This is a genomic window from Sphingomonas sp. S2M10 (assembly GCF_012650175.1).
Classification (GTDB): Bacteria; Pseudomonadota; Alphaproteobacteria; order Sphingomonadales; family Sphingomonadaceae; genus Sphingomonas.
On the sequence record NZ_JAAILI010000026.1, the window covers coordinates 57,848 to 79,085 of the forward strand.

22 protein-coding genes are annotated in these 21,238 nt (G+C 67.6%); 16 read left to right on the forward strand and 6 right to left on the reverse strand.

Translation table 11 applies throughout. The annotated features are described in order from the left end of the window. Positions 1-93: 93 nt before the first annotated feature. The 3 genes from S2M10_RS07130 to sugE form a co-directional block, all read right to left on the reverse strand. Positions 94-1,212: an NADH:flavin oxidoreductase gene (locus S2M10_RS07130; RefSeq protein ID WP_168845501.1), complete on the reverse strand. Its 1,119-nt coding sequence runs from the start codon at positions 1,210-1,212 to the stop codon at positions 94-96. Positions 1,213-1,297: 85 nt separating this feature from the next. Next, complete coding sequence (locus tag S2M10_RS07135) at positions 1,298-2,602, reverse strand: phospholipid carrier-dependent glycosyltransferase (protein ID WP_168845502.1); 1,305 nt, start codon at positions 2,600-2,602, stop codon at positions 1,298-1,300. A gap of 112 nt (positions 2,603-2,714) precedes the next feature. Further along, on the reverse strand, positions 2,715-3,035 hold the full coding sequence (gene sugE, locus S2M10_RS07140) for a quaternary ammonium compound efflux SMR transporter SugE (RefSeq protein WP_168845503.1): 321 nt from the start codon (positions 3,033-3,035) through the stop codon (positions 2,715-2,717). A gap of 224 nt (positions 3,036-3,259) precedes the next feature. On the opposite strand from sugE, the gene S2M10_RS07145 reads away from it, so the two are divergent. The 3 genes from S2M10_RS07145 (at position 3,260) to S2M10_RS07155 (ending at position 5,816) form a co-directional block, all read left to right on the forward strand. Beyond that, complete coding sequence (locus S2M10_RS07145) at positions 3,260-4,468, forward strand: aminotransferase class I/II-fold pyridoxal phosphate-dependent enzyme (RefSeq protein ID WP_168845504.1); 1,209 nt, start codon at positions 3,260-3,262, stop codon at positions 4,466-4,468. Continuing rightward, entirely contained in the window at positions 4,465-4,869 is a 405-nt protein-coding gene (apaG, locus tag S2M10_RS07150) for a Co2+/Mg2+ efflux protein ApaG (RefSeq protein ID WP_168845505.1), read from the forward strand. The genes S2M10_RS07145 and apaG overlap by 4 nt, the downstream gene beginning before the upstream one ends. Positions 4,870-5,024: 155 nt before the next feature. Continuing rightward, positions 5,025-5,816, forward strand: a complete 792-nt coding sequence (locus S2M10_RS07155; protein ID WP_168845506.1) for a LysR family transcriptional regulator — start codon at positions 5,025-5,027, stop codon at positions 5,814-5,816. On the opposite strand, the gene S2M10_RS07160 is transcribed toward S2M10_RS07155, so the two are convergent. Both S2M10_RS07160 and S2M10_RS07165 read right to left on the reverse strand, forming a co-directional pair. Further along, positions 5,813-6,595, reverse strand: coding sequence for an ABC transporter ATP-binding protein (locus S2M10_RS07160; protein WP_168845507.1), 783 nt, complete (start codon positions 6,593-6,595; stop codon positions 5,813-5,815). The two genes, S2M10_RS07155 and S2M10_RS07160, sit on opposite strands and share 4 nt — an antisense overlap. Continuing rightward, positions 6,586-7,557 (reverse strand): iron ABC transporter permease, encoded by a 972-nt coding sequence (locus tag S2M10_RS07165; RefSeq protein WP_168845508.1) that lies wholly within the window; start codon positions 7,555-7,557, stop codon positions 6,586-6,588. Before S2M10_RS07165 ends, S2M10_RS07160 begins: the two co-directional genes overlap by 10 nt. 202 nt (positions 7,558-7,759) lie before the next feature. On the opposite strand from S2M10_RS07165, the gene S2M10_RS07170 reads away from it, so the two are divergent. The 13 genes from S2M10_RS07170 to S2M10_RS07230 all read left to right on the forward strand — a co-directional run bounded on the left by S2M10_RS07170 (position 7,760) and on the right by S2M10_RS07230 (position 20,679). Continuing rightward, positions 7,760-8,320, forward strand: a complete 561-nt coding sequence (locus S2M10_RS07170; protein WP_168845509.1) for an AraC family transcriptional regulator — start codon at positions 7,760-7,762, stop codon at positions 8,318-8,320. Between the two features lie 112 nt (positions 8,321-8,432). Then, positions 8,433-9,014, forward strand: a complete 582-nt coding sequence (locus tag S2M10_RS07175) for a M17 family peptidase N-terminal domain-containing protein (RefSeq protein ID WP_211090912.1) — start codon at positions 8,433-8,435, stop codon at positions 9,012-9,014. Between the two features lie 69 nt (positions 9,015-9,083). Next, positions 9,084-9,746, forward strand: a complete 663-nt coding sequence (locus tag S2M10_RS07180) for a response regulator transcription factor (RefSeq protein WP_168845510.1) — start codon at positions 9,084-9,086, stop codon at positions 9,744-9,746. A 245-nt stretch (positions 9,747-9,991) separates the two neighbouring features. Beyond that, positions 9,992-10,648 (forward strand): hydrolase, encoded by a 657-nt coding sequence (locus S2M10_RS07185; protein ID WP_168845511.1) that lies wholly within the window; start codon positions 9,992-9,994, stop codon positions 10,646-10,648. Between the two features lie 85 nt (positions 10,649-10,733). Further along, the gene (locus S2M10_RS07190) at positions 10,734-11,573 is read left to right on the forward strand and encodes an alpha/beta hydrolase (protein ID WP_168845512.1); all 840 of its coding nucleotides are present in this window, start codon (positions 10,734-10,736) and stop codon (positions 11,571-11,573) included. 27 nt (positions 11,574-11,600) lie between these two features. After that, entirely contained in the window at positions 11,601-11,849 is a 249-nt protein-coding gene (locus S2M10_RS07195) for a XapX domain-containing protein (protein ID WP_168845513.1), read from the forward strand. Between the two features lie 89 nt (positions 11,850-11,938). Further along, positions 11,939-13,792, forward strand: coding sequence for an amidohydrolase (locus S2M10_RS07200; protein WP_168845523.1), 1,854 nt, complete (start codon positions 11,939-11,941; stop codon positions 13,790-13,792). A 197-nt stretch (positions 13,793-13,989) separates the two neighbouring features. Beyond that, positions 13,990-14,865 carry a glyoxalase gene (locus S2M10_RS07205; RefSeq protein ID WP_168845514.1) on the forward strand — a complete coding sequence of 292 codons (876 nt, stop codon included), beginning with the start codon at positions 13,990-13,992 and terminating at the stop codon, positions 14,863-14,865. A 2-nt stretch (positions 14,866-14,867) separates the two neighbouring features. After that, positions 14,868-15,293 carry a DoxX family protein gene (locus S2M10_RS07210; RefSeq protein WP_168845515.1) on the forward strand — a complete coding sequence of 142 codons (426 nt, stop codon included), beginning with the start codon at positions 14,868-14,870 and terminating at the stop codon, positions 15,291-15,293. Between the two features lie 148 nt (positions 15,294-15,441). Continuing rightward, on the forward strand, positions 15,442-16,782 hold the full coding sequence (locus S2M10_RS07215; protein WP_168845524.1) for an alginate export family protein: 1,341 nt from the start codon (positions 15,442-15,444) through the stop codon (positions 16,780-16,782). A gap of 11 nt (positions 16,783-16,793) precedes the next feature. Then, the gene (locus S2M10_RS07220; protein ID WP_168845516.1) at positions 16,794-17,495 is read left to right on the forward strand and encodes a YoaK family protein; all 702 of its coding nucleotides are present in this window, start codon (positions 16,794-16,796) and stop codon (positions 17,493-17,495) included. Positions 17,496-17,544: 49 nt separating this feature from the next. Further along, positions 17,545-19,104, forward strand: a complete 1,560-nt coding sequence (guaA, locus tag S2M10_RS07225) for a glutamine-hydrolyzing GMP synthase (RefSeq protein WP_168845517.1) — start codon at positions 17,545-17,547, stop codon at positions 19,102-19,104. Positions 19,105-19,422: 318 nt separating this feature from the next. Further along, positions 19,423-20,679, forward strand: a complete 1,257-nt coding sequence (locus tag S2M10_RS07230; RefSeq protein WP_099503732.1) for a tyrosine-type recombinase/integrase — start codon at positions 19,423-19,425, stop codon at positions 20,677-20,679. Here the strand turns inward: S2M10_RS07230 and S2M10_RS07235 are convergent. Next, positions 20,669-20,938, reverse strand: coding sequence for an AlpA family phage regulatory protein (locus S2M10_RS07235; protein ID WP_099503730.1), 270 nt, complete (start codon positions 20,936-20,938; stop codon positions 20,669-20,671). The genes S2M10_RS07230 and S2M10_RS07235 overlap by 11 nt on opposite strands. Positions 20,939-21,238: the final 300 nt, after the last annotated feature.

Consider the following 21,238-nt stretch of genomic DNA (forward strand, 5'->3'; position numbering starts at 1 on the left):
GGGGTGGGGCAGTGTCTCACCGAGACCAAGCCGCGTTCTGGAATCCCTCCACCCCAACCCCTCCCCTGAAGGGGAGGGGCTTAGCAGGCGTCCCTACACCAGCTCCGCCAGCGCCGCCGGGCTGAAGCCCTTGAGTTCCTGCCCCGCACCGGCCTGCACCTTCTGCACCCAGTCCGGATTGCTGATCAGTGCGCGGCCGACCGCGATCAGGTCGAACTCGTCGCGCTCCATCCGCTCGACCAGCCGGTCGAGGTCGCTGTGCTGCGAGGTCTCGCCGCCGAACGCCGCGATGAACTCGCCCGACAGGCCGACCGAGCCGACGCTGATCGTCGCGGCACCGGTGAGCTTCTTTGCCCAGCCGGCGAAGTTGAGGCCGTTCTCCCCGTCGATCTCCGGAAATTCCGGCTCCCAGAAGCGGCGCTGCGAGCAGTGCAGCACGTCCGCCCCGGCATCGACCAGCGGTTGCAGCCAGGATGCCATCTCGTCCGGGGTAGTGGCCAGGCGTGCGGCATAATCCTGCTGCTTCCACTGGCTGAGGCGCAGGATCACGGGCATGTCCGGGCCCACCGCCGCGCGCACGGCCTTGACCACCTCGACCGCGAAGCGGGAGCGCTCGGCGATCGTCGCACCGCCATAGCCGTCCTCGCGGGTGTTGGTGCCCGCCCAGAAGAACTGGTCGATCAGATAGCCGTGCGCGCCGTGGATCTCGACGGTGTCGAAGCCCAGCCGCTTGGCATCCGCCGCGGCCTTGGCGAAGGCGGCGATCGTCGCCGCGATGTCCTGCTCGGTCATCGCCACGCCGCGCGGCTTGCCGGGCGCCACCACGCCGGACGGGCTTTCCACCGGCGCTTCGGGCTGCCAGCTGCGGTCCGGCCCCACCGTGGAGCCGGTGTGCCAGATCTGCGGCGCCATCTTGCCGCCCGCGGCATGCACCTCGTCGATCACCTGCTGCCAGCCGGCCAGCGCCGCATCGCCATGGAAGAACGGGATGTTCGGATGATTGCGCGAGGCGGGGCGGTCGATCACCGTGCCTTCGGACAGGATCAGGCCCACCCCGCCTTCGGCGCGGCGGCGGTAATAGGCGGCATTGGCCGCGCCGGGGATGCCCTGGGGCGCGAAGGTCCGCGTCATCGGCGCCATCACGATCCGGTTGGGCAGATCGAGCGATTTGATGCGGAAGGGACGGAAGAGAGTGTCGGCCGACGCGGTCATGGGGACTCCGTTGCGGTTTGAAACCGATACGAAGCTAGCGACGCGCGTGGGCGGTTCAAGATGGTCGCCGGTGCCGCAACGAAATTTAGCGCCAGCTCGGGAACCACATCCAGTGGGTGTAGCTCTGCGCGTCGTTCAGCGGTCCGGCGGAGAGGATCGGGTAAAAATAGCCGAAGCAGACCAGCGCCAGCCCGACATACCATTCCTCCCATCCTTTCGCGCGCAGCCGGTCGAACTGGTGGAAGGTCACCGGCAGCAACATGCACAGGAACAGCGCCGAGAGGTGGTAGTAATAGTAGAAGCCGAGCGACTTGGGGATGATCGCATAGATCCCGACCGAGAAGGTCCACAGCAGCGCCAGCACCAGCGGGCGCCACGCCTTCGTCCGGAACCACAGCACATAGCTGGCCAGCACCGCGACCAGCCCGCCCCACATGATCACCGGATTGCCGATCAGCAGCACGCCGCGCTGCGCGCCATGGTCCCATTCGTAGAAGAACCAGATCGGCCGCAGCATGATCGGCCAGCTCCACCATTCGGATTGATAGTTGTGATGGGGCAGTACCTGGGTCTGCGCCGCATACATTTCGCGCTGGAGATGCAGCAGGCCGCGCAGTCCGTCCGTCGCGCCGGTGAGATAGAAGAAGGTCGGCGCAAAGGTGGCGAAATAGACGGGGATGCTGATCGCGCCCAGCAGCGCGAGCCCGGCAAATGTCGACATTCCCGGCCAGTGCGGCTGATCGCCCGACAGGAACGCCGTTGCCAGCGGGCGGCGGGCGCGTCGTGCGTCGATCAGCCGCACCAGGATCAGCGCCAGCCCGATCGCGGCGATATAGGGCGCGGCGGCCCATTTCACCGCGGTCGCCAGGCCGAGCAGCGCCGCACCCACGCACCAGCGCCATCGCACCTGGCTTCGCGCGCCGCGCATCGCCCAGAGCAGGAACACCAGGCCCCAGAGCAGGAAGGCGCCGAGGAACACGTCGAGCATCGCCGTCCGCGCCTGAACGAACAGGCTCTGGTCCAGCATTGCCAGCGCCGCCCCGGTCACCGCCACCCGCATCCGCCCGCGCATCAGGATCCACAGAAAGGCGAACACGGCCAGCACGGTCGCGGTGCCCGCGATGGTCGGCATCAATCGCCAGCCGAACGGATTGTCACCCAGTAGATCCATGCCCGCGCCGATCAGCTCCTTGCCGAGCAGCGGGTGTTCGGTGTTGCGCGGGCCGGACAGCTCGATCAGCGCTTTGGCCGCAGGCACATAATGCACCTCGTCGAACATGATCCCGCCCGGCTGGTCGAGGTGCAGCGTGAACAGCAGCTGCGCGGCGATGCCGATCAGCAGTGCGACGAGCCAGGGGCGGGCGGCAAGGGCGGAAGGGCGAAGGCGCATGGCACTGGCGTAGCCGAGGCCGCAGGGGAGCGGAATAGGGCAGATCCGAAGCCATTGCCGCCGCCTGTCGACGGCGCTGGCGCACGCCTGTCGACGGCAGCGCTTCCGCGGCTCAGCTGTGGCTGGTCAGCTTCAGGAGGACGAGACCGGCGACGATCAGCGTCACCGCGCCGATGCGGACCAGGGTTGCGGGTTCACCCAGCACGACGATGCCGACCAGAAAGGCACCCACCGCGCCGATCCCCGTCCAGATGCCATAGGCGGTGCCCAGCGGCAGCGTCCGCATCGACCATGCGAGCAAGGCGAAGCTGGCGATCACGGTGACGACGGTGATCGCCGTCGGGATCGGGCGCGTGAAGCCTTCGGATTGCTTCATGGAGAAGGCCCAGACGACCTCCAGAATGCCGGCGATACCCAATAAAATCCAAGCCATGGGGCTCTCCTGAAGAAGAGCCGGGCCGTCCCGGACTTGATGCCCGCCCGGCGCGCTGGCCGGTGGCGGGGCGGGAACGTGGTCGCCGCATGCGGGACATAGCCATCCTCAGGAGGATTTCAACCATGCCCGCCCCCGTACGCCCTAGCGGCTGTGCACCCCGGAGACACGGACCTTGCGCCAAGAGGTTGACGCCGCGCCCCCAAGCGCCGCAAAGCAGCGCCATGAAGCGTCGTACCGGACAGGATCCCAGCGTCACCCGCAACTGGAAGCCCGCGACTCAGGCGGTGCGCGGCGGCACCGCGCGCTCGGAGTTCGGCGAGACCAGCGAGGCGCTGTTCCTCACCTCGGGCTATGCCTATGATTGCGCGGGGGATGCCGCCGCGCGCTTTGCCGGCGAACAGGCGGGCATGACCTATTCGCGCCTCCAGAACCCGACGGTGGAGATGCTCGAGCAGCGCATCGCCCTGCTCGAAGGCGCCGAGGCGTGCCGCACCATGGCGACCGGCATGGCGGCGATGACCGCCGCGCTCCTCTGCCAGGTGAGCCAGGGCGACCATATCGTCCAGGGCCGCGCGGCCTTCGGTTCGTGCCGATGGCTGACGGACAGCCTGTTGCCGCGCTTCGGCGTTACCACCACCACGATCGACGCGCGCGACCCGCAGCAGTTCGAGGACGCGATCCGCCCGAACACCAAGATCTTCTTCTTCGAGACGCCCGCCAACCCGACGATGGACGTGGTGGACCTGGAAGCAGTGTGCGCGATCGCCCGGAAGCACGGCATCACCACGGTGGTCGACAACGCCTTCGCCACGCCGGCCCTGCAGCGCCCGATGGCGTTCGGTGCGGACGTGGTCGCCTATTCCGCCACCAAGATGATGGACGGGCAGGGCCGGGTGCTGGCGGGCGCCGTGTGCGGATCCGAGGACTTCATCACCAACACGCTGCTGCCCTTCATTCGCAACACCGGGCCGACGCTCAGTGCGTTCAACGCCTGGGTGGTGCTGAAAGGCATCGAAACGCTCGACCTGCGCATCCGCCGCCAGAGCGAGAATGCCGTGAAGGTCGGCACCTTCCTGGAAGGACGGGTGCCGCGGGTGAACTTCCCCGCGCTGCCCAGCCATCCGCAGCATGCCCTCTTCATGCGCCAGATGGCCGCCGCGGGGCCGATCTTCAGCTTCGAGGTGGATGGCGGCCGCGCGCAGGCGCACGCGCTGCTCGACGGGCTGGAACTGATCGACATCTCGAACAACATCGGCGATTCGCGCTCGCTGATGACCCATCCTTCCTCGACCACCCATTCCAGCCTGGCCGAGGAGAAGCGGCTGGAGATGGGCGTTACCGAAGGGATGATCCGCATCAATGTCGGTCTGGAGGACGCGGACGACCTGATCGCCGATCTCGATCAGGCGCTGCGCGGCGCAGGCCTGTGAAGGCGCTCTTCACCGACGAGGCGACGACGCGCGGCGTGGTCGTCCGCGTCTCGGTGTCCTATCTGCCCGAACAGTCGGAACCACGTCGCGGCCGCTGGTTCTGGGCCTATCATATCCGGATCGAGAACGAAGGCGCCATGGCGGTGCAACTACTTACCCGCCATTGGATCATCACCGACGGGCGCGGGCTGCGCCATACGGTGGAAGGCGAAGGCGTGGTCGGCGAACAGCCGATGATCGCCCCGGGGGCCAGCTTCGACTATGTCTCGGGCTGCCCGCTATCGACGCCGACCGGGGCGATGCAGGGAAGCTATCACGTGATCGCCGAGGACGGCTCGGCGTTCGACGTGACGATCCCGCGATTCGCCCTGATCGCGCCGGCGGTGGCGGGCGAGCAGTGAGAGGAGCGTTCCGGCAATTCTCCCCTGCAAGGACGGGTGTCGCGCAGCGCCGGAGGGGGCTCCCCGCCGGAAGTGCGGCCCGACGCTGCGGCCGGGGACACCCCTGCGTCAGCCCTGCGGGCTGCCACCTTCCCTTGCAGGGGAGGCTCTGACCCATGAAGCGTACCCACCTCCCCTTGAACGGCATGCGGGTGCTCGACGCCGCCGCGCGCCATCTTTCCTTCACCCGCGCGGCGGACGAGCTGGCGGTGACGCCGGCGGCCGTGGGCCAGCAGATCCGCGCGCTGGAGGATACGCTGGGCGTGGTGCTGTTCCGCCGCACCACCAAGGGCTTGGAACTGACCCCCGAGGCGGAAAGCGGCCTCGCGGCGCTGCGAAGCGGCTTCCTCCAGTTCGAGGAAGCGGTGCGGGCGATGCAGGCGGGGCAGTCCTCCAAGTCGCTGACCATCGCGGCGCCGCGTGATCTCACCGCCAAATGGCTGATGCCGCGCCTGTCGGACATCGCCCGTGCCGATCCCGATCTCCGCTTCGTGCTGGTACCGGCCGACGACGCGCTCGACTTTACCGAGGCCAATCTCGATCTGGCGATCCGCTGGGGCGAGGGGCCGGGCGAACATGAGGGTGAGGCGCTGGAAAGCGACGGCATGGTCACCGTCGAGCGGCCCGGCGGAGGCATCGACGTGCGCATCTCCTGGCCCGGCTGCATGGCTGAGGATGCCGGCTCGCTGGTTCGGGTCGCCGATGCCGGCCTCGCGATCGACGCGGCGGCGCAGGGATTGGGCCGGGCGACCGTACCCGAACTGCTGGCGCGCGCCGACATCGAGGGCGGGCGCGTCGCCGTGATCGGCGAGCCCAAGGCGTCGCGGCTCGGCTATTGGCTGGTCGCGCCGCTGCCGCAATGGCGGCAGAAAAAGGTGCAGACTCTGGTCGAGTCGCTCGGCGGCTAAACGCTTTTCGTGCGGCCGATCGGCACCGGCAGCAGACGCCCCTGATCGTCGCCGATCACCATCACTTCCACCCCGAACGCCTCGCGCAGCGGCTGATGCGCGAGCGCGGCCTCGGCGGGGCCGAACGCGACGACGCGCCCCTCCCGCAGCAGCAGCACGTCGTCGGCGGCGCGGGCGGCCTGCAGCAGGTCGTGCAGCACGATCACCACCCCCATCCCGCCGGCGGCAAGCGTGCGGAGCCGATCGAGCAGATCGAGCTGGTGGACGGGGTCGAGGCTCGCCAGCGGTTCGTCCGCGAGCAGCCAGTCCGGTGCCCCGGCCAGGACGCGCCCCAGCAGCACACGCGCACGCTCGCCGCCGGAAAGCTGGGTGACGCGGCGCTCGACCAGCGGGCGGACGGCGGTGGCCTCGATTGCGGCGTCGATCGCGGCTTGATCGGTGCCGGAAAGCCCGGCAAACGGCGCACGGTGGGGCGCCCGGCCCAACGCGATCAGCTCCGCCACGCGGAGGTCCCAATGCACGGTGGCTTCCTGCGGCAGATAGCCGATGCGGCGTGCGCGCTCCCGCGGTTGCAGCCGGGCGAGCAGCTTGCCGCCCAGCTTCACCTGCCCGGCATCGGGGTCCAGCAGGCCGGCCAGGGTGCGCACCAGCGTCGACTTGCCCGATCCGTTGGGGCCGAGGATGGCGGTGACGCGACCGGGCCGGAGCATCGCATCGACGCCGTGCAGCACGCGCCGCGTCCCGAGACTAACCGCGAGATCGGATACGCTCAGTTCCATGTCGACCGCCGGAGCTTGAGGAGCAGGACGAAGAAGAAGGGGGTGCCGAGCAGCGCCATCGCGACACCCAGGCGCACTTCGCTGGGGCCCGGGGACAGCCGCACCAGACTGTCCGCCGCCAGCAGCAGGGCGGCGCCGCCCAGCGCGCTGGGCAGCAGCAGGGCGGAGGGCCGCGCGCCGGTAAGCGGGCGCAGCAGATGCGGCACGATCAGCCCGACAAAGCCGACGATGCCGGTCACCGCCACGCTGGCGCCGACCGCAAGGCCGGTGCCGAGCACGACGAGCAGTTGCGTCCGCTCCAGCCGCAGCCCCATCGAGCGCGCCGCGGCCTCGCCCAGCGTCAGCGCGTCGAGCGCGCGGCCGGTGCACAGCAGCAGCGCGCAGCCGACCGCGATGAAGGGCAGGGCAAGCTGGACCTCGGCATAGCTGCGGTCGGTGAGTGCTCCCATGATCCAGTCGAGGATTTCGGCGGTGGCATAGGGGTTGGGCGCGATCGAGATGAGGAAGCTGGTGAGCGCCGCCCCCAGGCTGGCGAGCACGGTGCCCGCGAGGATGAAGGCGACGGCGCTTTCCGCTCGCCAGGCGAGGCCGGCGAGCAGCAGCATCGATCCGCAGGCCGCCGCCATCGCGCAGCCGAACAGGACGAGCGGTGCGCTGCTCCCCAGCAGGACGATCGACGCGACGGCCCCCAGCGCCGCGCTGGAGGATACGCCCACCACTGCGGGATCGGCGAGCGGATTGCGGAGAAACCCCTGCAGCGCCGCGCCTGACAGTCCCAGGGCCGCACCGATCGCGAGCCCCAGAATGGCGCGCGGCAGACGCAGCTCGGCGATGATCCACCAGCGCGGATCGGCGCTGAACCAGGCATCGGGAGGTACCCAGAATTTGCCGGCCATCAGCGAACCGACGAACAGCAGGGCGACGAGCAGCGCGAGGCCGAGGGTAAGGGCAAGCCGGTGCATGTGCCGCGCCATAGCATTCCGGCGGCATTCGCCTACCGAAACATTGCGCGTCCGCCGGAACGGTGGAGCCGCTCGGTCGCCCTCGGCTACCCAAACCTTGGTTTAGTCCCGTCACATCAAAGCCGTGCCGCACGGTCCGGAGGTTCGATTCCGTCGCGTCGGCGCCTGCGCGACACTCCTCGCGGCAAGACAGGATGGAACCATGTACCACCAGGCGTTGATCGATGTAGCTGCGGGTGCCCAGGCGAGCGGACCGCCCGACCTGTCGGCACTGCTCGCCGGGGCGATGCGATCGCTGGACGAGGATCCGCCGCTCGCGCGACGCTATCTGGAGCGGCTGTCGTGCCTGCTGGTCACGCCCGGCAATGCCGTCCCACCCGACCTCCTGGTCGAAGGGCCGCTCCTGGCCGAAGGACCGGCGAAGGGCGGGCTGGCGGGCTGGCAGCTCCGCCGCGTCGCCGAGCATGTCGATGCCTATCTCCAGGCGCCGATCTTCACCTCAACGCTGGCCGAGGTCGCCCAGCTGAGCACCGGGCATTTCTGTCGCGCCTTCAAGGCGAGCACCGGCGAGACACCCCACGCCTATATCGTCCGCCAGCGCATCTGCCGCGCGCAGCTGCTGATGCGGGAGACGCGCGATACACTGTCGCAAATCGCCTATGCCTGCGGGCTGAGCGACCAGGCGCACCTTACCCGGCTGTTCCGCCGTCTTCTCGGCACGACGCCCAACGCCTGGCGGCGGACTTGGCAGCGGGCGGGCTGATCGCAGCAAGACGCTGCAAGCCAGGTCGACTCCCTTCACGACGCTCCCGCATCGGCGGGGCAGCATGGCGTGCCATTGGCGCAGGGTAGGGGGCAGGGAGCTGGGCGCGGGAATGAACGATAGGGCTTCGCTGCCGATCGGCAGCTGGCGCGGCATTTCCTTCGCCGTCGCCGAAATCGATGTGGTCCGCGCGGAGGACGACCTGCTCGTCATGGGCATGCTGGAGAAGGATGTCGCCGGTGCGCACCGCGGCGGCGCCGATGCCATGGATCACGCCCTGCACGGCACGCTTTCCCGATTGCGCGCGGGCGGCATCTTCACCGGCGCTTTCGGCGAGACGCTGCTGCTCACCCGGCCGCCCGCGCCGATCCGCGCGTCCACCTTGATGCTGATCGGCATGGGAGCGTCGCTGGCCGGCAATCCGGAGGCGGCGGGGGTCCTTGCCGAGGTCGCGATGCGCACGGCGCTGCGGATCGGCGCGACGTCGGTGGGGTGCTTGCTCGGCTGGTCCGAACTCGATCTGCCGCCCGCGTTGGTGGCGCCCAGCGCCGGCGCGATGATGCGCGGGGCCCTTGCCGCCGTCGATGCGCAAGGGCAGGCCGCAGCGAGGATGGCGTGGACCTTCGACATCCGGAACGGTGCCGCGGCGCACACCACTGCGGCGCTGCGCGACGCGCTCGCCGCCTGGCCCTGAGCCATCGGAGCGTGGCGGCGCCGGAGCGGCCATGCTAGAGTGGCGGTGTCAGGGAGTTATACGCTTGCGATGTTGACCAGGGCTTCCAGCGGGCGCGTGCCGGCACGCGGCACGGCGCCGATCCGCATCCTGCTGGTCGATGATCACATGCTGCTGCGCGAAGGCGTGCGCGCGGTCGTCTCCACCCAGGACGACATGGAGATCGCCGGCGAGGCGAGCGGCGGCGGCGAGGCGATCGAGGCCTATGCCAGGATCCAGCCCGATCTGGTGCTGATGGATCTGCAGATGGCGGACATGTCGGGCCTCGATGCAATCACGGCGATCCGCGCCGCCTCTCCGCACGCGCGCATCATCGTGCTGACCACCTATTCGGGCGACGGCCGCGCGATCAAGGCGCTGCGCGCGGGGGCGATGGGCTATCTGCTCAAGGCCAGCCTGCGCAATCAGCTGCTCGAGGCGATCCGCTCCGTCCACCACGGCGGCAAGCATCTCGATGCGAGCGTGGCGACCGCCATCGCGCTGCACGTGCTCGACGAGGACCTGACCGAGCGCGAAGTCTCCGTGCTGACGCTCGCTGCCTGGGGCAACTCCAACAAGCAGATCGCCGCCCGGCTCGAACTCTCCGAGGAGACGGTGAAGGGCCATATGAAGGCGCTGTTCGCCAAGCTCGGTGCCAGCGATCGCACGCATGCCGTGACGATTGCCGCCAAGCGCGGGCTGATCGAGCTCTGATCGCATCGGGCGCACGCCGCCGCCCGATCGCATCAAACCTGTCCAATACCTGTTCGACCGCGCCGCTCTAGAGGTTGCGGCGGCGGTCTCTTGCCGTGCGTGCTCGACGTGCGCTGGCAAGCGGCTGGCCCAACTGTTCGAAAGAATGGAACGGTACGCGTAAATTTATCCGAGTTTTCGGAAAATTTGCGCCGGCTATTCTGACTGCATCAACGCCGGACCCCGGCAGAACCTGGAGCCGCCTCATGACTCTCACCGCTACCGCAACGCCGGGCAAGTCACTGATTTCGAAGAGTGATCACGCTCTGGTGATGATCGACTTCCAATCCCAGATGGCATTCGCGACCAAGTCGATCGACGCGACGATCCTGCGCAACAATGCCGGGCTGGTCGCCCGCGCCGCCAAGTCCTTCGGCGTGCCGACGATCCTCACCACGGTCGCCGAGAAGAGCTTCTCCGGCCCGATGTTCAGCGAAGTGACCGATGCGTTCCCCGGCCAGACGCTGCTCGACCGGACTTCGATGAACACCTGGGAAGACGCGGCCGTGATCGAGGAGATCAACCGCATCGCCAAGCCGCGCATCGTCTTCGCGGGGCTGTGGACCAGCGTCTGCATCGTCGGACCCGTCGCCTCGGCGATCGACCAGGGCTTCGAGGCCTATTTCATCGCCGATGCCTGCGGCGACATCTCGACCGAAGCGCATGAGCGGGCGGTGCAGCGGATGATCCAGCTGGGCGCCGTGCCGATGACGTCGCTCCAGTATCTGCTCGAGCTGCAGCGCGACTGGGCGCGCGCCGAGACCTACGACTCGACCACCGGCATCGCGAAGCAGTGGGGCGGGGCGTACGGCCTCGGCGTCACCTACGCCAAGACGATGTTCGGCGCCTCCGAAGGCCATTGAGTTGCCCCCGGGCCCGGCGGCGAACGCCCTCTCCACCGCCGCCGGGCCCACCCCATTTTCTGCCTCCAAGACAAGGAATGTTCCCATGACTTCCACCGTGACCACCAAGGACGGCGTTTCGATCTTCTTCAAGGACTGGGGCCCCAAGGATGCCCAGCCGATCATGTTCCACCATGGCTGGCCGCTCTCGTCGGACGATTGGGACGCGCAGCTGATGTTCTTCCTGGCGAACGGCTTCCGTGTCGTCGCGCATGACCGCCGCGGCCACGGCCGTTCGGAGCAGGTGAGCGACGGCCACGACATGGACCATTATGCCGCCGACGCCGCTGCCGTCGTCGAGCATCTGGACCTGCGCAATGCCGTGCATATCGGCCACTCGACCGGCGGCGGTGAAGTCGCCCGCTACGTCGCCCAGCACGGCATCCCGCAGGGCCGCGTCGCCAAGGCGGTGCTCGTGGCCGCGGTCCCGCCGATCATGGCGAAGACCGAGGCCTATCCGAACGGCCTGCCGCTCGAAGTGTTCGACGGCTTCCGCAAGGGCACCGCGGAGAACCGCGCGCAGTTCTTCCGCGATGTCGCCGCAGGGCCGTTCTACGGCTTCAACCGCGAGGGTGCGACGGTCTATCCGGGCGTGATCGACAATTGGTGGCGTCAGGGCATGATGGGCAGCGTGAAGGCCCATGTTGAAGGCATCAAGGCGTTCTCCGAAACCGACCAGACCGCCGATCTGAAGGCGATGACGGTGCCGACGCTGGTGCTCGCCGGCGATGACGACCAGGTCGTGCCGTACAAGCAGGGCGCCGAACTGCAGGGTAAGCTGCTGCCGAACGCCACGATGAAGATCTATCCGGGCCTGCCCCACGGCCTGCTCACCACCCATGCCGACGTGCTGAACGCCGACATTCTCGCCTTCGTGCGCGGCTGATCGACCGGCGCCGGGGAGGATCTGCAGATGAAGCCCTATCTGATCTCGCTTGCCGCCGGCCTGCTGGTCGGCGTCGTCTACAGCCTCCTCGGCGTCAAATCCCCGGCGCCGCCCACGATCGCACTGATCGGCCTGCTCGGCATCCTCGTCGGCGAGCAGGTGGTGCCGGTGGCGAAGCGGCTCTTCGCCGGCCACGACGTCGTCGCGTACCTCCACACCGATTGCGCCGAGCAGATCCTCGGCGTGCCGGCCAAGCAGCCCGACGACCAGGCATGAGCCTTACCCGCCGCCAGACCCTCGCAGCCGCCGGCGCCACCGCCGCCGGTGCGCTGCTGCCTGCCCCGCTCTTCGCAAGGAATGCCCGCATGCCCGCCACCGACCTGATCCTCGTCAACGCGCAGGTGACGACGCTCGACCGGGAGAATCCGGTGGCCGAGGCGATCGCGATCCGCGACGGCACGTTCCTCGCGGTGGGCAGCGAAGCCGAGGTCCGCGCCGCCGCCGCGCCGGGCGCGCAGGTGATCGACGCGCATCGCCGCCGGGTGATCCCGGGGCTGATCGACAGCCACATGCACATCATCCGCGGCGGCCTGAACTACAACATGGAGCTGCGCTGGGACGGTGTGCCGAGCCTCGCCGACGCGATGGCGATGCTCAAGCGCCAGGTCGACAACACGCCCGCGCCGCAATGGGTGCGCGTGGTCGGCGGCTTCACCGAGCACCAGTTCGCCGAGAAAAGGCTGCCGACGATCGATGAGCTCAACGCCGTCGCCCCCGATACGCCCGTCTTCATCCTCCACCTCTATGACCGCGCGCTGCTCAACGCCGCCGCACTTCGGGTGGTGGGCTATACCAAGGACACGCCCAACCCGCCGGGCGGCGAGATCGTCCGCGATGCCGCGGGCAACCCCACCGGCCTGCTGCTCGCGCATCCCAACGCGACGATCCTCTATTCGACGCTCGCCAAGGGCCCCAAGCTGCCGGAGGAGTATCAGCGCAATTCCACCCGGCACTTAATGCGCGAAGTGAACGGCCTGGGCGTCACCGGCGTGATCGATGCGGGCGGCGGCTTCCAGAACTATCCCGATGATTATGCGATCATCGAGAAGCTGCATGCCGACGGCCAGCTGACCGTGCGGATCAGCTACAACCTGTTCACCCAGAAGCCTAGGCAAGAGCTGGCCGATTTCGCCGGCTGGGTGAAGCAGGTGACGCCGGGGCAGGGCGACGACAGCTATCGCCACAATGGCGCGGGCGAGATGCTGGTCTATTCGGCCGCCGACTTCGAGGATTTCCGCGTCGCCCGCCCGGACATGCCGCCGACCATGGAAGGCGATCTCGAGCCGGTGATCCGCCTGCTCGCCGAGCATCGCTGGCCGTGGCGGCTCCATGCGACCTATGACGAGACGATCGGCCGCGCACTCGACGTGTACGAGAAGGTCCACCGCGACATTCCGTTGACCGGCATAAACTGGTTCTTCGACCATGCCGAGACGATCAGCGACCGCAATATCGATCGCATCGCGGCCCTTGGCGGCGGCATCGCCGTGCAGCACCGCATGGCCTATCAGGGCGAATATTTCGTCGAGCGCTACGGCGCCAAGGCGGCCGAGCGCACCCCGCCGATCGCCAAGATGCTCGCCGCCGGCCTGCCGGTGGGCGCGGGCACCGATGCGACGCGGGTGGCGAGCTATAACCCCTGGGTGTCGCTCAGCTGGCTGGTCACCGGCCGCACCGTCGGCGGGCTCAAGCTCTATCCCGGCGCCAACCGCGTCAGCCGCGAAAAGGCGCTGGCGATGTGGACGCACGAGAACACCTGGTTCTCGAACGAGGTCGGCAAAAAAGGGCAGATCAAGGACGGCCAGCTCGCCGATCTCGCGGTGCTTTCGGCCGACTATTTCTCGGTCGCCGAGGACCAGATCGTCCATATCCGCTCGGTGCTGACGCTGCTCGGCGGGCAGGTGGTGCATGGCGACGGCGACTATGCCCCGCTCGCGCCCGCGCTGCCCCGACCGATGCCCGATTGGTCCCCGGTCGCGACCTTCGGCGGCTACCACCAGTCGCCCGAGACCCGCGCCCAGCTGGCTTCGGCCTGCGCCTGCCACAGCAGCTGTTCGGTCCATGGCCATGACCATGCCGCCGCGCTGGGTGCGCAGGTGCCCGCCGCCGACGTCCAGAGCTTCTGGGGCGCGCTCGGCTGCGGCTGCTGGGCGGTGTGATGGGTTCGCCCCGCAAATCCTCCCCCGGAGGGGGAGGGGGAGGGGGACCGCGCCGCGCAGCGGCGTGGTGGAGGGGTGTCCCGGCCGGTGACGGCGGACAGCCCCGCCAGCGGCGACACCCCTCCGTCAGGCCTGCGGCCTGCCACCTCCCCTTGCAGGGGAGGATCTATTTTCCTTCGCCCTTCAGGAGTTCGCCCATGCGCCTCTTCCTCCTCGCCTCCGCCTTGGTCGTCGCCACCCCGGCGCTCGCCCAGCAGACCGCCGATTATGCGGTCGGGCCGCAATACGACACCACCCATGTCTATGTGCCGGAAGACCAGTTCGACGGCTTCGTCACCAGCTTCCAGGCGACCTTCGGCGGCACGACCAGCAAGCAGGGCGTGTTCCAGGTGACGCCCACCACCAGCCTCACCAAGTCGCAGCTGGTGCTGACGCCCGCCGGCACCGTTTCGGTGTTCGGGTTCAAGACGCCGATCCCGTTCCCCTTCGGCGACGAGCGCACCGGCTATCTGGTGACCGACATCGACGCAGCGGTGAAGGCTGCGGTCCAGCACGGCGCGGTCCGCCGGCTGGTGACCTTCCCCGATCCGATCGGCCGCGATTCGCTGATCCAGTGGCCGGGCGGGGTGAACATGCAACTCTACTGGCACACCACCAAGCCCAGCTACACGCCGCTGGAAACCGTGCCCGAGAACCGCATCTATCTGACCGAGGATGTCGCCGATCGCTTCGTGAAGAGTTGGGTCGGCTATGCGAAGGCCAAGGTGACCGCGGATGACCGCGCCGCGCCCGGCGCCGAGGTGGGCGAGCCCGGCAAGACGATCCGCCGCATCTCGATCACCAGCGGCTATGGCAAGATGGTGGTGTTCGTCACCGATGGCCTGCTGCCCTGGCCCTATGGCCGCGACATGACCGGCTATGCCGTGCCCGATCTCGACGCGACGCTCGCCAAGGCCAAGGCCGCCGGTGTCGAGACGCTGGTGCAGCCTTATGCCGCGGCCGGCGGCCGCGCGGTGATCGTGCGCTTCCCCGGCGGCTATATCGCCGAGATCCACAGCCCCGCGGGCAAGTGACCATGGCGACGCCCGACCCGCGCTTCGTCGACGCCATTATCGACTGGCGGCCGACCTGGTTCCTCGCCCGGCTGCTGCTGGTCGGCGCCTATCTGCTCGGCGGGCTGGTCAAGCTCGCCGACTGGACGGGCGCGGTGGCGGAGCAGGCGCATTTCGGCATGCACCCGCCCGCGCTCTGGGCGGGGCTGACCATCGTCGTGGAGCTGGTCGGGCCTCTGCTGATCCTCACCGGGCGCTGGATCTGGCTGGGGGCGGGGATGCTGGGGGTGTTCACCCTGCTGGCCGCCTTCACCGCCAATGCCTTCTGGACGATGCCGCCCGGCCCTGAGCGGTTCGGCGCGACCAACGCCTTCTTCGAGCATCTCGGCCTGATCGGCGGCTTCGTCCTTGCGGCGCTGGTGGCGGAGCAGGCGAAGCGGCGTGGCTAGCCTCGCCGCGGCGGTTGTGGCGCTCGCGATACAGACTGACCCCGCCACACCACCCACCGTCATCCCCGCGAAGGCGGGGATCCATTCGCCAGTGCGTTCGAAGCAGAAGCCGATCCGGCGGCCCCAATGGATCCCCGCCTTCGCGGGGATGACGGCTATCGGCGAGGGGCAGGCGGCACCCACCCCAAGCCCCGCCCCCGAAGCCTGGCAGGCGCCGACGCTCAGCATCACCCGCTATGACGAGGACTGGTCCGACCTCGCCGACGCCAAGAAGCGCGCGCACCACTGGACCGGCCCGTTCAAACACATCCCCCTCGGCGGCGATGCGTGGCTCTCCACCGGCATCGAAGTCCGGCTGCGCAGCGAATCCTTCGCCAACAATACGCTTGGTAACGCAGCCTCGCCCGACGACACGTATCTCTGGACCCGCGTGCTGCCCTATGCCGATCTCCATGTCGGCCACGTCCGCGCCGTTGCCCAGCCGATCCTCGCCTATGCTGCCGGTGTCCGCCCCGCCGCCGGCCCGGTCGACCAGACCCGCACCGACCTGCTCCAGGGCTTTGCCGAGCTCGATCTCGGCGCGGTCACGCTGCGCGGCGGGCGGCAGATGCTGTCGCTGGGCACCGAGCGGCTGATCGGCACCCGCTACGGCCCCAATGTGCCGCTCGCCTTTGACGGCGTGCGCGGGATCGTGGCGGTGGGCCGGGCCAGGATCAGCCTGCTTGCCGTCGCGCCGGTGGCACCTCGGCTCGGCACCTTTGACGATCGCACCTCGCCGACAAAAAGGCTCTGGGGCGCTTATGCCGTGCTGCCGAGCATCGATCTCTATTACCTCGGCTATCGCAACCGCACCGCGCAGTTCGGCGACCGTACCGGGCGCGAGCTGCGCCACAGCTTCGGCGCGCGTGTCTATGGCGCGCGCGACAACTGGCACTGGAATATCGAGGGCGTCGCCCAGTTCGGCCGCTTCGCCGATGGACCGATCGCCGCCTGGACGCTGGGCACCGAACTTGGCCGCAAGCTGCCCAACCTGCCCTTCGCGCCGGACGCGGTGCTGCGCTTCAACGTGATCAGCGGCGACGGCCATGCCGGCGATCGCCGGCTCGGCACGTTCAACGCGCTGTTCCCCAAGGGCAAATATTTCGGCGAGCTGTCGCCGGTCGGGCCGTACAACCTGATCAACCTCAACCCGCGCATCGCCGGCACGCTGGGCGGCGGCGTCTCCGCCAGCATCGCCGGCAGCGCCTACTGGCGCTACGCCACCGCAGACGGCGTGTACGACATCCCCGGCAACCTGCTCCGTGCGCCCAGCACCAGCCGCGCCCGCTTCATCGGCAAGCAGATCGAAGGCGCGATCGCCTGGCAGGCGACCGCCGAGCTCGAGCTTTCCGCCTCGCTTTCCTTCTTCCAGGCCGGCCGCTTCCTGCGCGAAACCGGCGCGCCCCGCCCGATCCGGATGATCGGCCTGGAAAGCAACTTTCGATTCTGAGGACCCTCGCCATGGCCGACCCCAAGACCGCCGCTTCCCCGCTTCCGCCGTTGCTCTTGCTGCTCTCCGTCACCACGGGCCTCGTCGACGCGGTGAGTGTGCTCGGGCTCGGCAAGGTGTTCACCGCGAACATGACCGGGAACATCGTGTTCCTCGGCTTCGCATTGGCGGGGACGCCCGGCTTCACCATCGCGCCGTACCTCGTGGCGCTCGGCGCTTTCCTTGGCGGCGCCCTTGTCGCAGGGAGGGTCGGGACGCGGTTCGCCGGACAGCCGCTGCGGCACTGGCTGGTGCTCGCCGCCGCAATCGAGGCGGTTCTGCTCGGCGTGGCGGCGGGGGTGGCCGCCTGGGCCGGCGCGATGGGCATCCTGCCCGAAACCTGCGTCTTCGCGATCATCGCTCTCACCGCGATCGCGATGGGCTTCCGCAACGCCACCATCCGCCAGCTCAAGGTGCCGGACCTCACCACCACGGTGTTGACGCTGACACTCACCGGCATCGCTGCCGATTCGCACCTGGCCGGCGGGCGCAACCCGAACATCGGACGGCGGCTTGCGGCAGTGGCGGCAATCCTGCTCGGCGCATTCCTCGGCGCTATCCTTGTCAACCGCTACGGCCTGGCGATCCCGCTGCTCGTGGCGGGGCTTACCGTGCTGGTCGGCACGCTCGCCTGCGTGCGCCATCCCATCGCTGCCGAGCCGCTGCGCCCCTGATCGCCCGCACCCCTTTGACAGCCCGGCGATCGCTCCCTATCGGCCAGCCATGACGCTCCAGCACACCGACTCCATCCTGATCGTCGATTTCGGCAGCCAGGTGACCCAGCTGATCGCCCGCCGCGTTCGCGAAGCCGGGGTCTATTCCGAGATCGCGCCTTTCACCACCGCCGCCGAGGCCTTTGCCCGGATGCAGCCCAAGGGCATCATCCTCTCCGGCTCGCCCGCCTCGGTGCTCGACGAGGGCAGCCCCCGCGTGCCGCAGGAGATCTTCGACAGCGGCCTGCCGGTGCTGGGCATCTGCTATGGCGAGCAGGTGATGATGCATCAGCTGGGCGGCCAGGTGGTGCAGGGCGACAGCGGCGAGTTCGGCCGCGCCTTCATCGAGATCGCCGATGGCTGCGCGCTGTTCGACGGCCTGTGGCAGACCGGCGAAAGCCACCAGGTGTGGATGAGCCATGGCGACAAGGTTGCGGCACTCGCCCCCGGCTTCCGTCCGGTCGCGGCGAGCCCCGGCGCGCCCTATGCGGTGATCGCGAACGACGAGCGCCGCTATTACGCGATGCAGTTCCACCCCGAAGTCGTCCACACCCCCGACGGCGCCAAGCTGCTGGCGAACTTCGTGCGCCATGTCTGCGGCCTGTCGGGCGACTGGACCATGGCCGAGTTCCGCGCCGCCAAGATCGCCGAGATTCGTGCGCAGGTGGGCGACGGCAAGGTGATCTGCGGCCTGTCGGGCGGCGTCGACTCCGCCGTTGCCGCGGTGCTGATCCACGAGGCGATCGGCGACCAGCTGACCTGCGTGTTCGTCGACCACGGCCTGATGCGCGCCGGCGAAGCGGACCAGGTCGTCACCATGTTCCGCGAGCATTACCACATCCCGCTCGTCCATGTGGATGCGGAGGAGCTGTTCCTCGGCGGCCTCGCCGGCGTCACCGACCCCGAGGCGAAGCGCAAGTTCATCGGCAAGACTTTCATCGACGTGTTCGAGGCCGAGGCGAAGAAGATCGGCGGCGCTGATTTCCTGGCGCAGGGCACGCTGTATCCGGACGTGATCGAGAGCGTCAGCTTCACCGGCGGCCCCTCGGTGACGATCAAGAGCCACCACAATGTCGGCGGCCTGCCCGCGCGGATGAACATGCAGCTGGTCGAGCCGCTGCGTGAGCTGTTCAAGGACGAGGTCCGCGCACTCGGCCGCGAACTGGGGCTGCCCGACGTGTTCGTCGGCCGCCACCCCTTCCCGGGGCCGGGCCTCGCGATCCGCATTCCCGGCGAAGTCACCAAGGAGCGCTGTGACATCCTGCGCAAGGCCGATGCGATCTATCTCGAGGAGATCCGCAATGCCGGGCTCTACGACACGATCTGGCAGGCCTTCGCGGTGCTGACCCCGGTGCGCAGCGTCGGCGTGATGGGGGACGGCCGCACCTATGACAGCGTGCTGGCGCTGCGCGCGGTGACCTCGATCGACGGCATGACCGCCGAGGCCTTCGAATTCCCCGCCGGCTTCCTGCCGCGTGTCTCGACCCGTATCGTCAACGAGGTCCGCGGCGTGAACCGGGTGACCTACGACTATACGAGCAAGCCGCCCGGCACGATCGAGTGGGAATGATTTTTGCCCCTCCGGCAGTATCCGATTGTACGCCAGGGTACGGCATAAGTATCTGAATAACAAAGATAAAACTGTCATCGTCTATCGCCATCTATCGAGGGACAGTGCTCCGGTTTGACGGTATAGTGGACGGTATGGGGGAACTTGTTCGGTTAGAGATTTCGCTATACCGTCATGGCCAAGAGAGCTGCTGACGGTATAGTTTTTGGCCTTAAGGCATTGAAAGAGCGAATGAAATTCACTTTCAGTGACCCCAGTTTTGGGCTGACGGTATAATCGGTGCCTCTCTGCTGTTTTTGGACAGATTTGGAGGTCTCCATGCTCACGGACACAGCGATTAAGGCGCTGAAAGCACAGAAGAAATTGTACAAGGTGAGTGACCGTGACGGTATGTATGTCGTGGTCCAGCCGTCCGGGGCGATCGTGTTTCGGTACGACTATCGACTCAACGGACGGCGCGAGACGCTGACGCTCGGCCGATATGGCCCTGACGGCCTCTCACTTGCCAGGGCTCGCGAGAAGCTGATCGATGCGAAGCGGGCCATTTCAGAGGGGCGGTCGCCTGCTCAAGAGAAGCAGCATGACAAGCGGCGACTGAAGGAGGCGAAGCGATTCGGCGAGTTCGGCGAAAAGTGGTTCCAGGAGTCGCGCATGGCGGACAGCACGCGGGCTATGCGGCGCTCCATCTACGAGCGCGACATTCTGCCGACATTCCGAAACAGGCTCCTAACGGAGATCACGCCGGACGATCTCCGTATGATGTGTGGGAAAGTGAAGGATCGCGGCGCTCCAGCCACGGCCGTCCATGTGCGCGATATCGTGAAGCTGATCTTTGCATTCGCCATCCTGCATGGCGAGAAGGTCGCCAACCCAGCGGATGAGGTTGGGCCTGCGTCCATCGCGACCTTCGTGCCGAAGGATCGGTCCCTATCGCCCGCGGAGATCCGCGTCATGCTCGGTCAGCTTGAGCATGTGCCGACACTGCCGACCATACGGTTGGGAATGAAGCTTTTCCTCCTGACGATGGTCAGGAAGAGCGAGCTCCAGGATGCCACCTGGGATGAGGTCGATTTTGAGAACGCCGTCTGGTCGATACCCAAGGAAAGAATGAAGCGGTCGAAGGCACACAACGTCTACCTGTCTCAGCAGGCCATCGACATCTTCATCGCGTTGAAAACCTGCGCCGGCAATTCGCGCTATGTCCTTCCGTCGCGATATGACGCTGACGCGCCAATGTCGCGGGCGACGTTCAACCGGATCACGACCGCCGTGGTCGCTAGAGCGAAAAAGGAGGGGCTGCCACTTGAGCCCTTCACTGTTCACGATCTTCGACGCACCGGGTCCACTTTGTTGAACGAACTCGGCTTCAACAGCGACTGGATCGAGAAGTGCTTGGCGCATGAGGACGGACGGTCCTCGCGTGGCGTCTACAACAAGGCGGAGTATGAGCACCAGCGCCGGCATATGATGCAGGAGTGGTCCAACCTGGTGGACGCTTGGGTCGCGGGTCGGAAGTATGTGCCGACCCTGCTCCCGGCCACGATGGAGCTGCTTGAGCTCGAGCCTAGTGTTTGACAGGCCGAGAGCGGCGCAATCTCACGTCGGGGCTTGGAGCGCGTTCGATAGCATTGGCCCGAGAGGCACGGCGTCGAGCGTCAAGCCAAGCTTCGACTTCTGCCAGATCCCAGACGACGCAACGCGAGGTGAGATAGAAGCGCTGCGGGAATTCTCCTCGCTGCTCCATGTCGTAGATTGTGCTGTCGGCAAGCGGCACGATCTCTCGTAGCTGATGCCGGCGAATTGTCCTGCGGGCGACATGCGGCGCAACGCTCATACCGTATCTCCACTTCTTTACTCTTGTGGAGATAGAAGGCGATAGATCTTCCGATTTGAAGCCGCCGCGTGAAGGGATGCGGTAATATCGGGCTATAGCGTGCACATCGGACGGGCCGTCTCAACGGGCAAGTGCCATCTAGGGGTCGGTACACAGAACGGACCCAGATATACGCTCTCATGACTGCCATCCGAGATGCTGACCGAGTTTAGTCCTTCGCTGGCCGCGAGACCAGCGGTCGCATTGACCTTGGCGGGTGTGCCGCGGGCGCCTGATCGACGACGATTGATCACGCTCTCA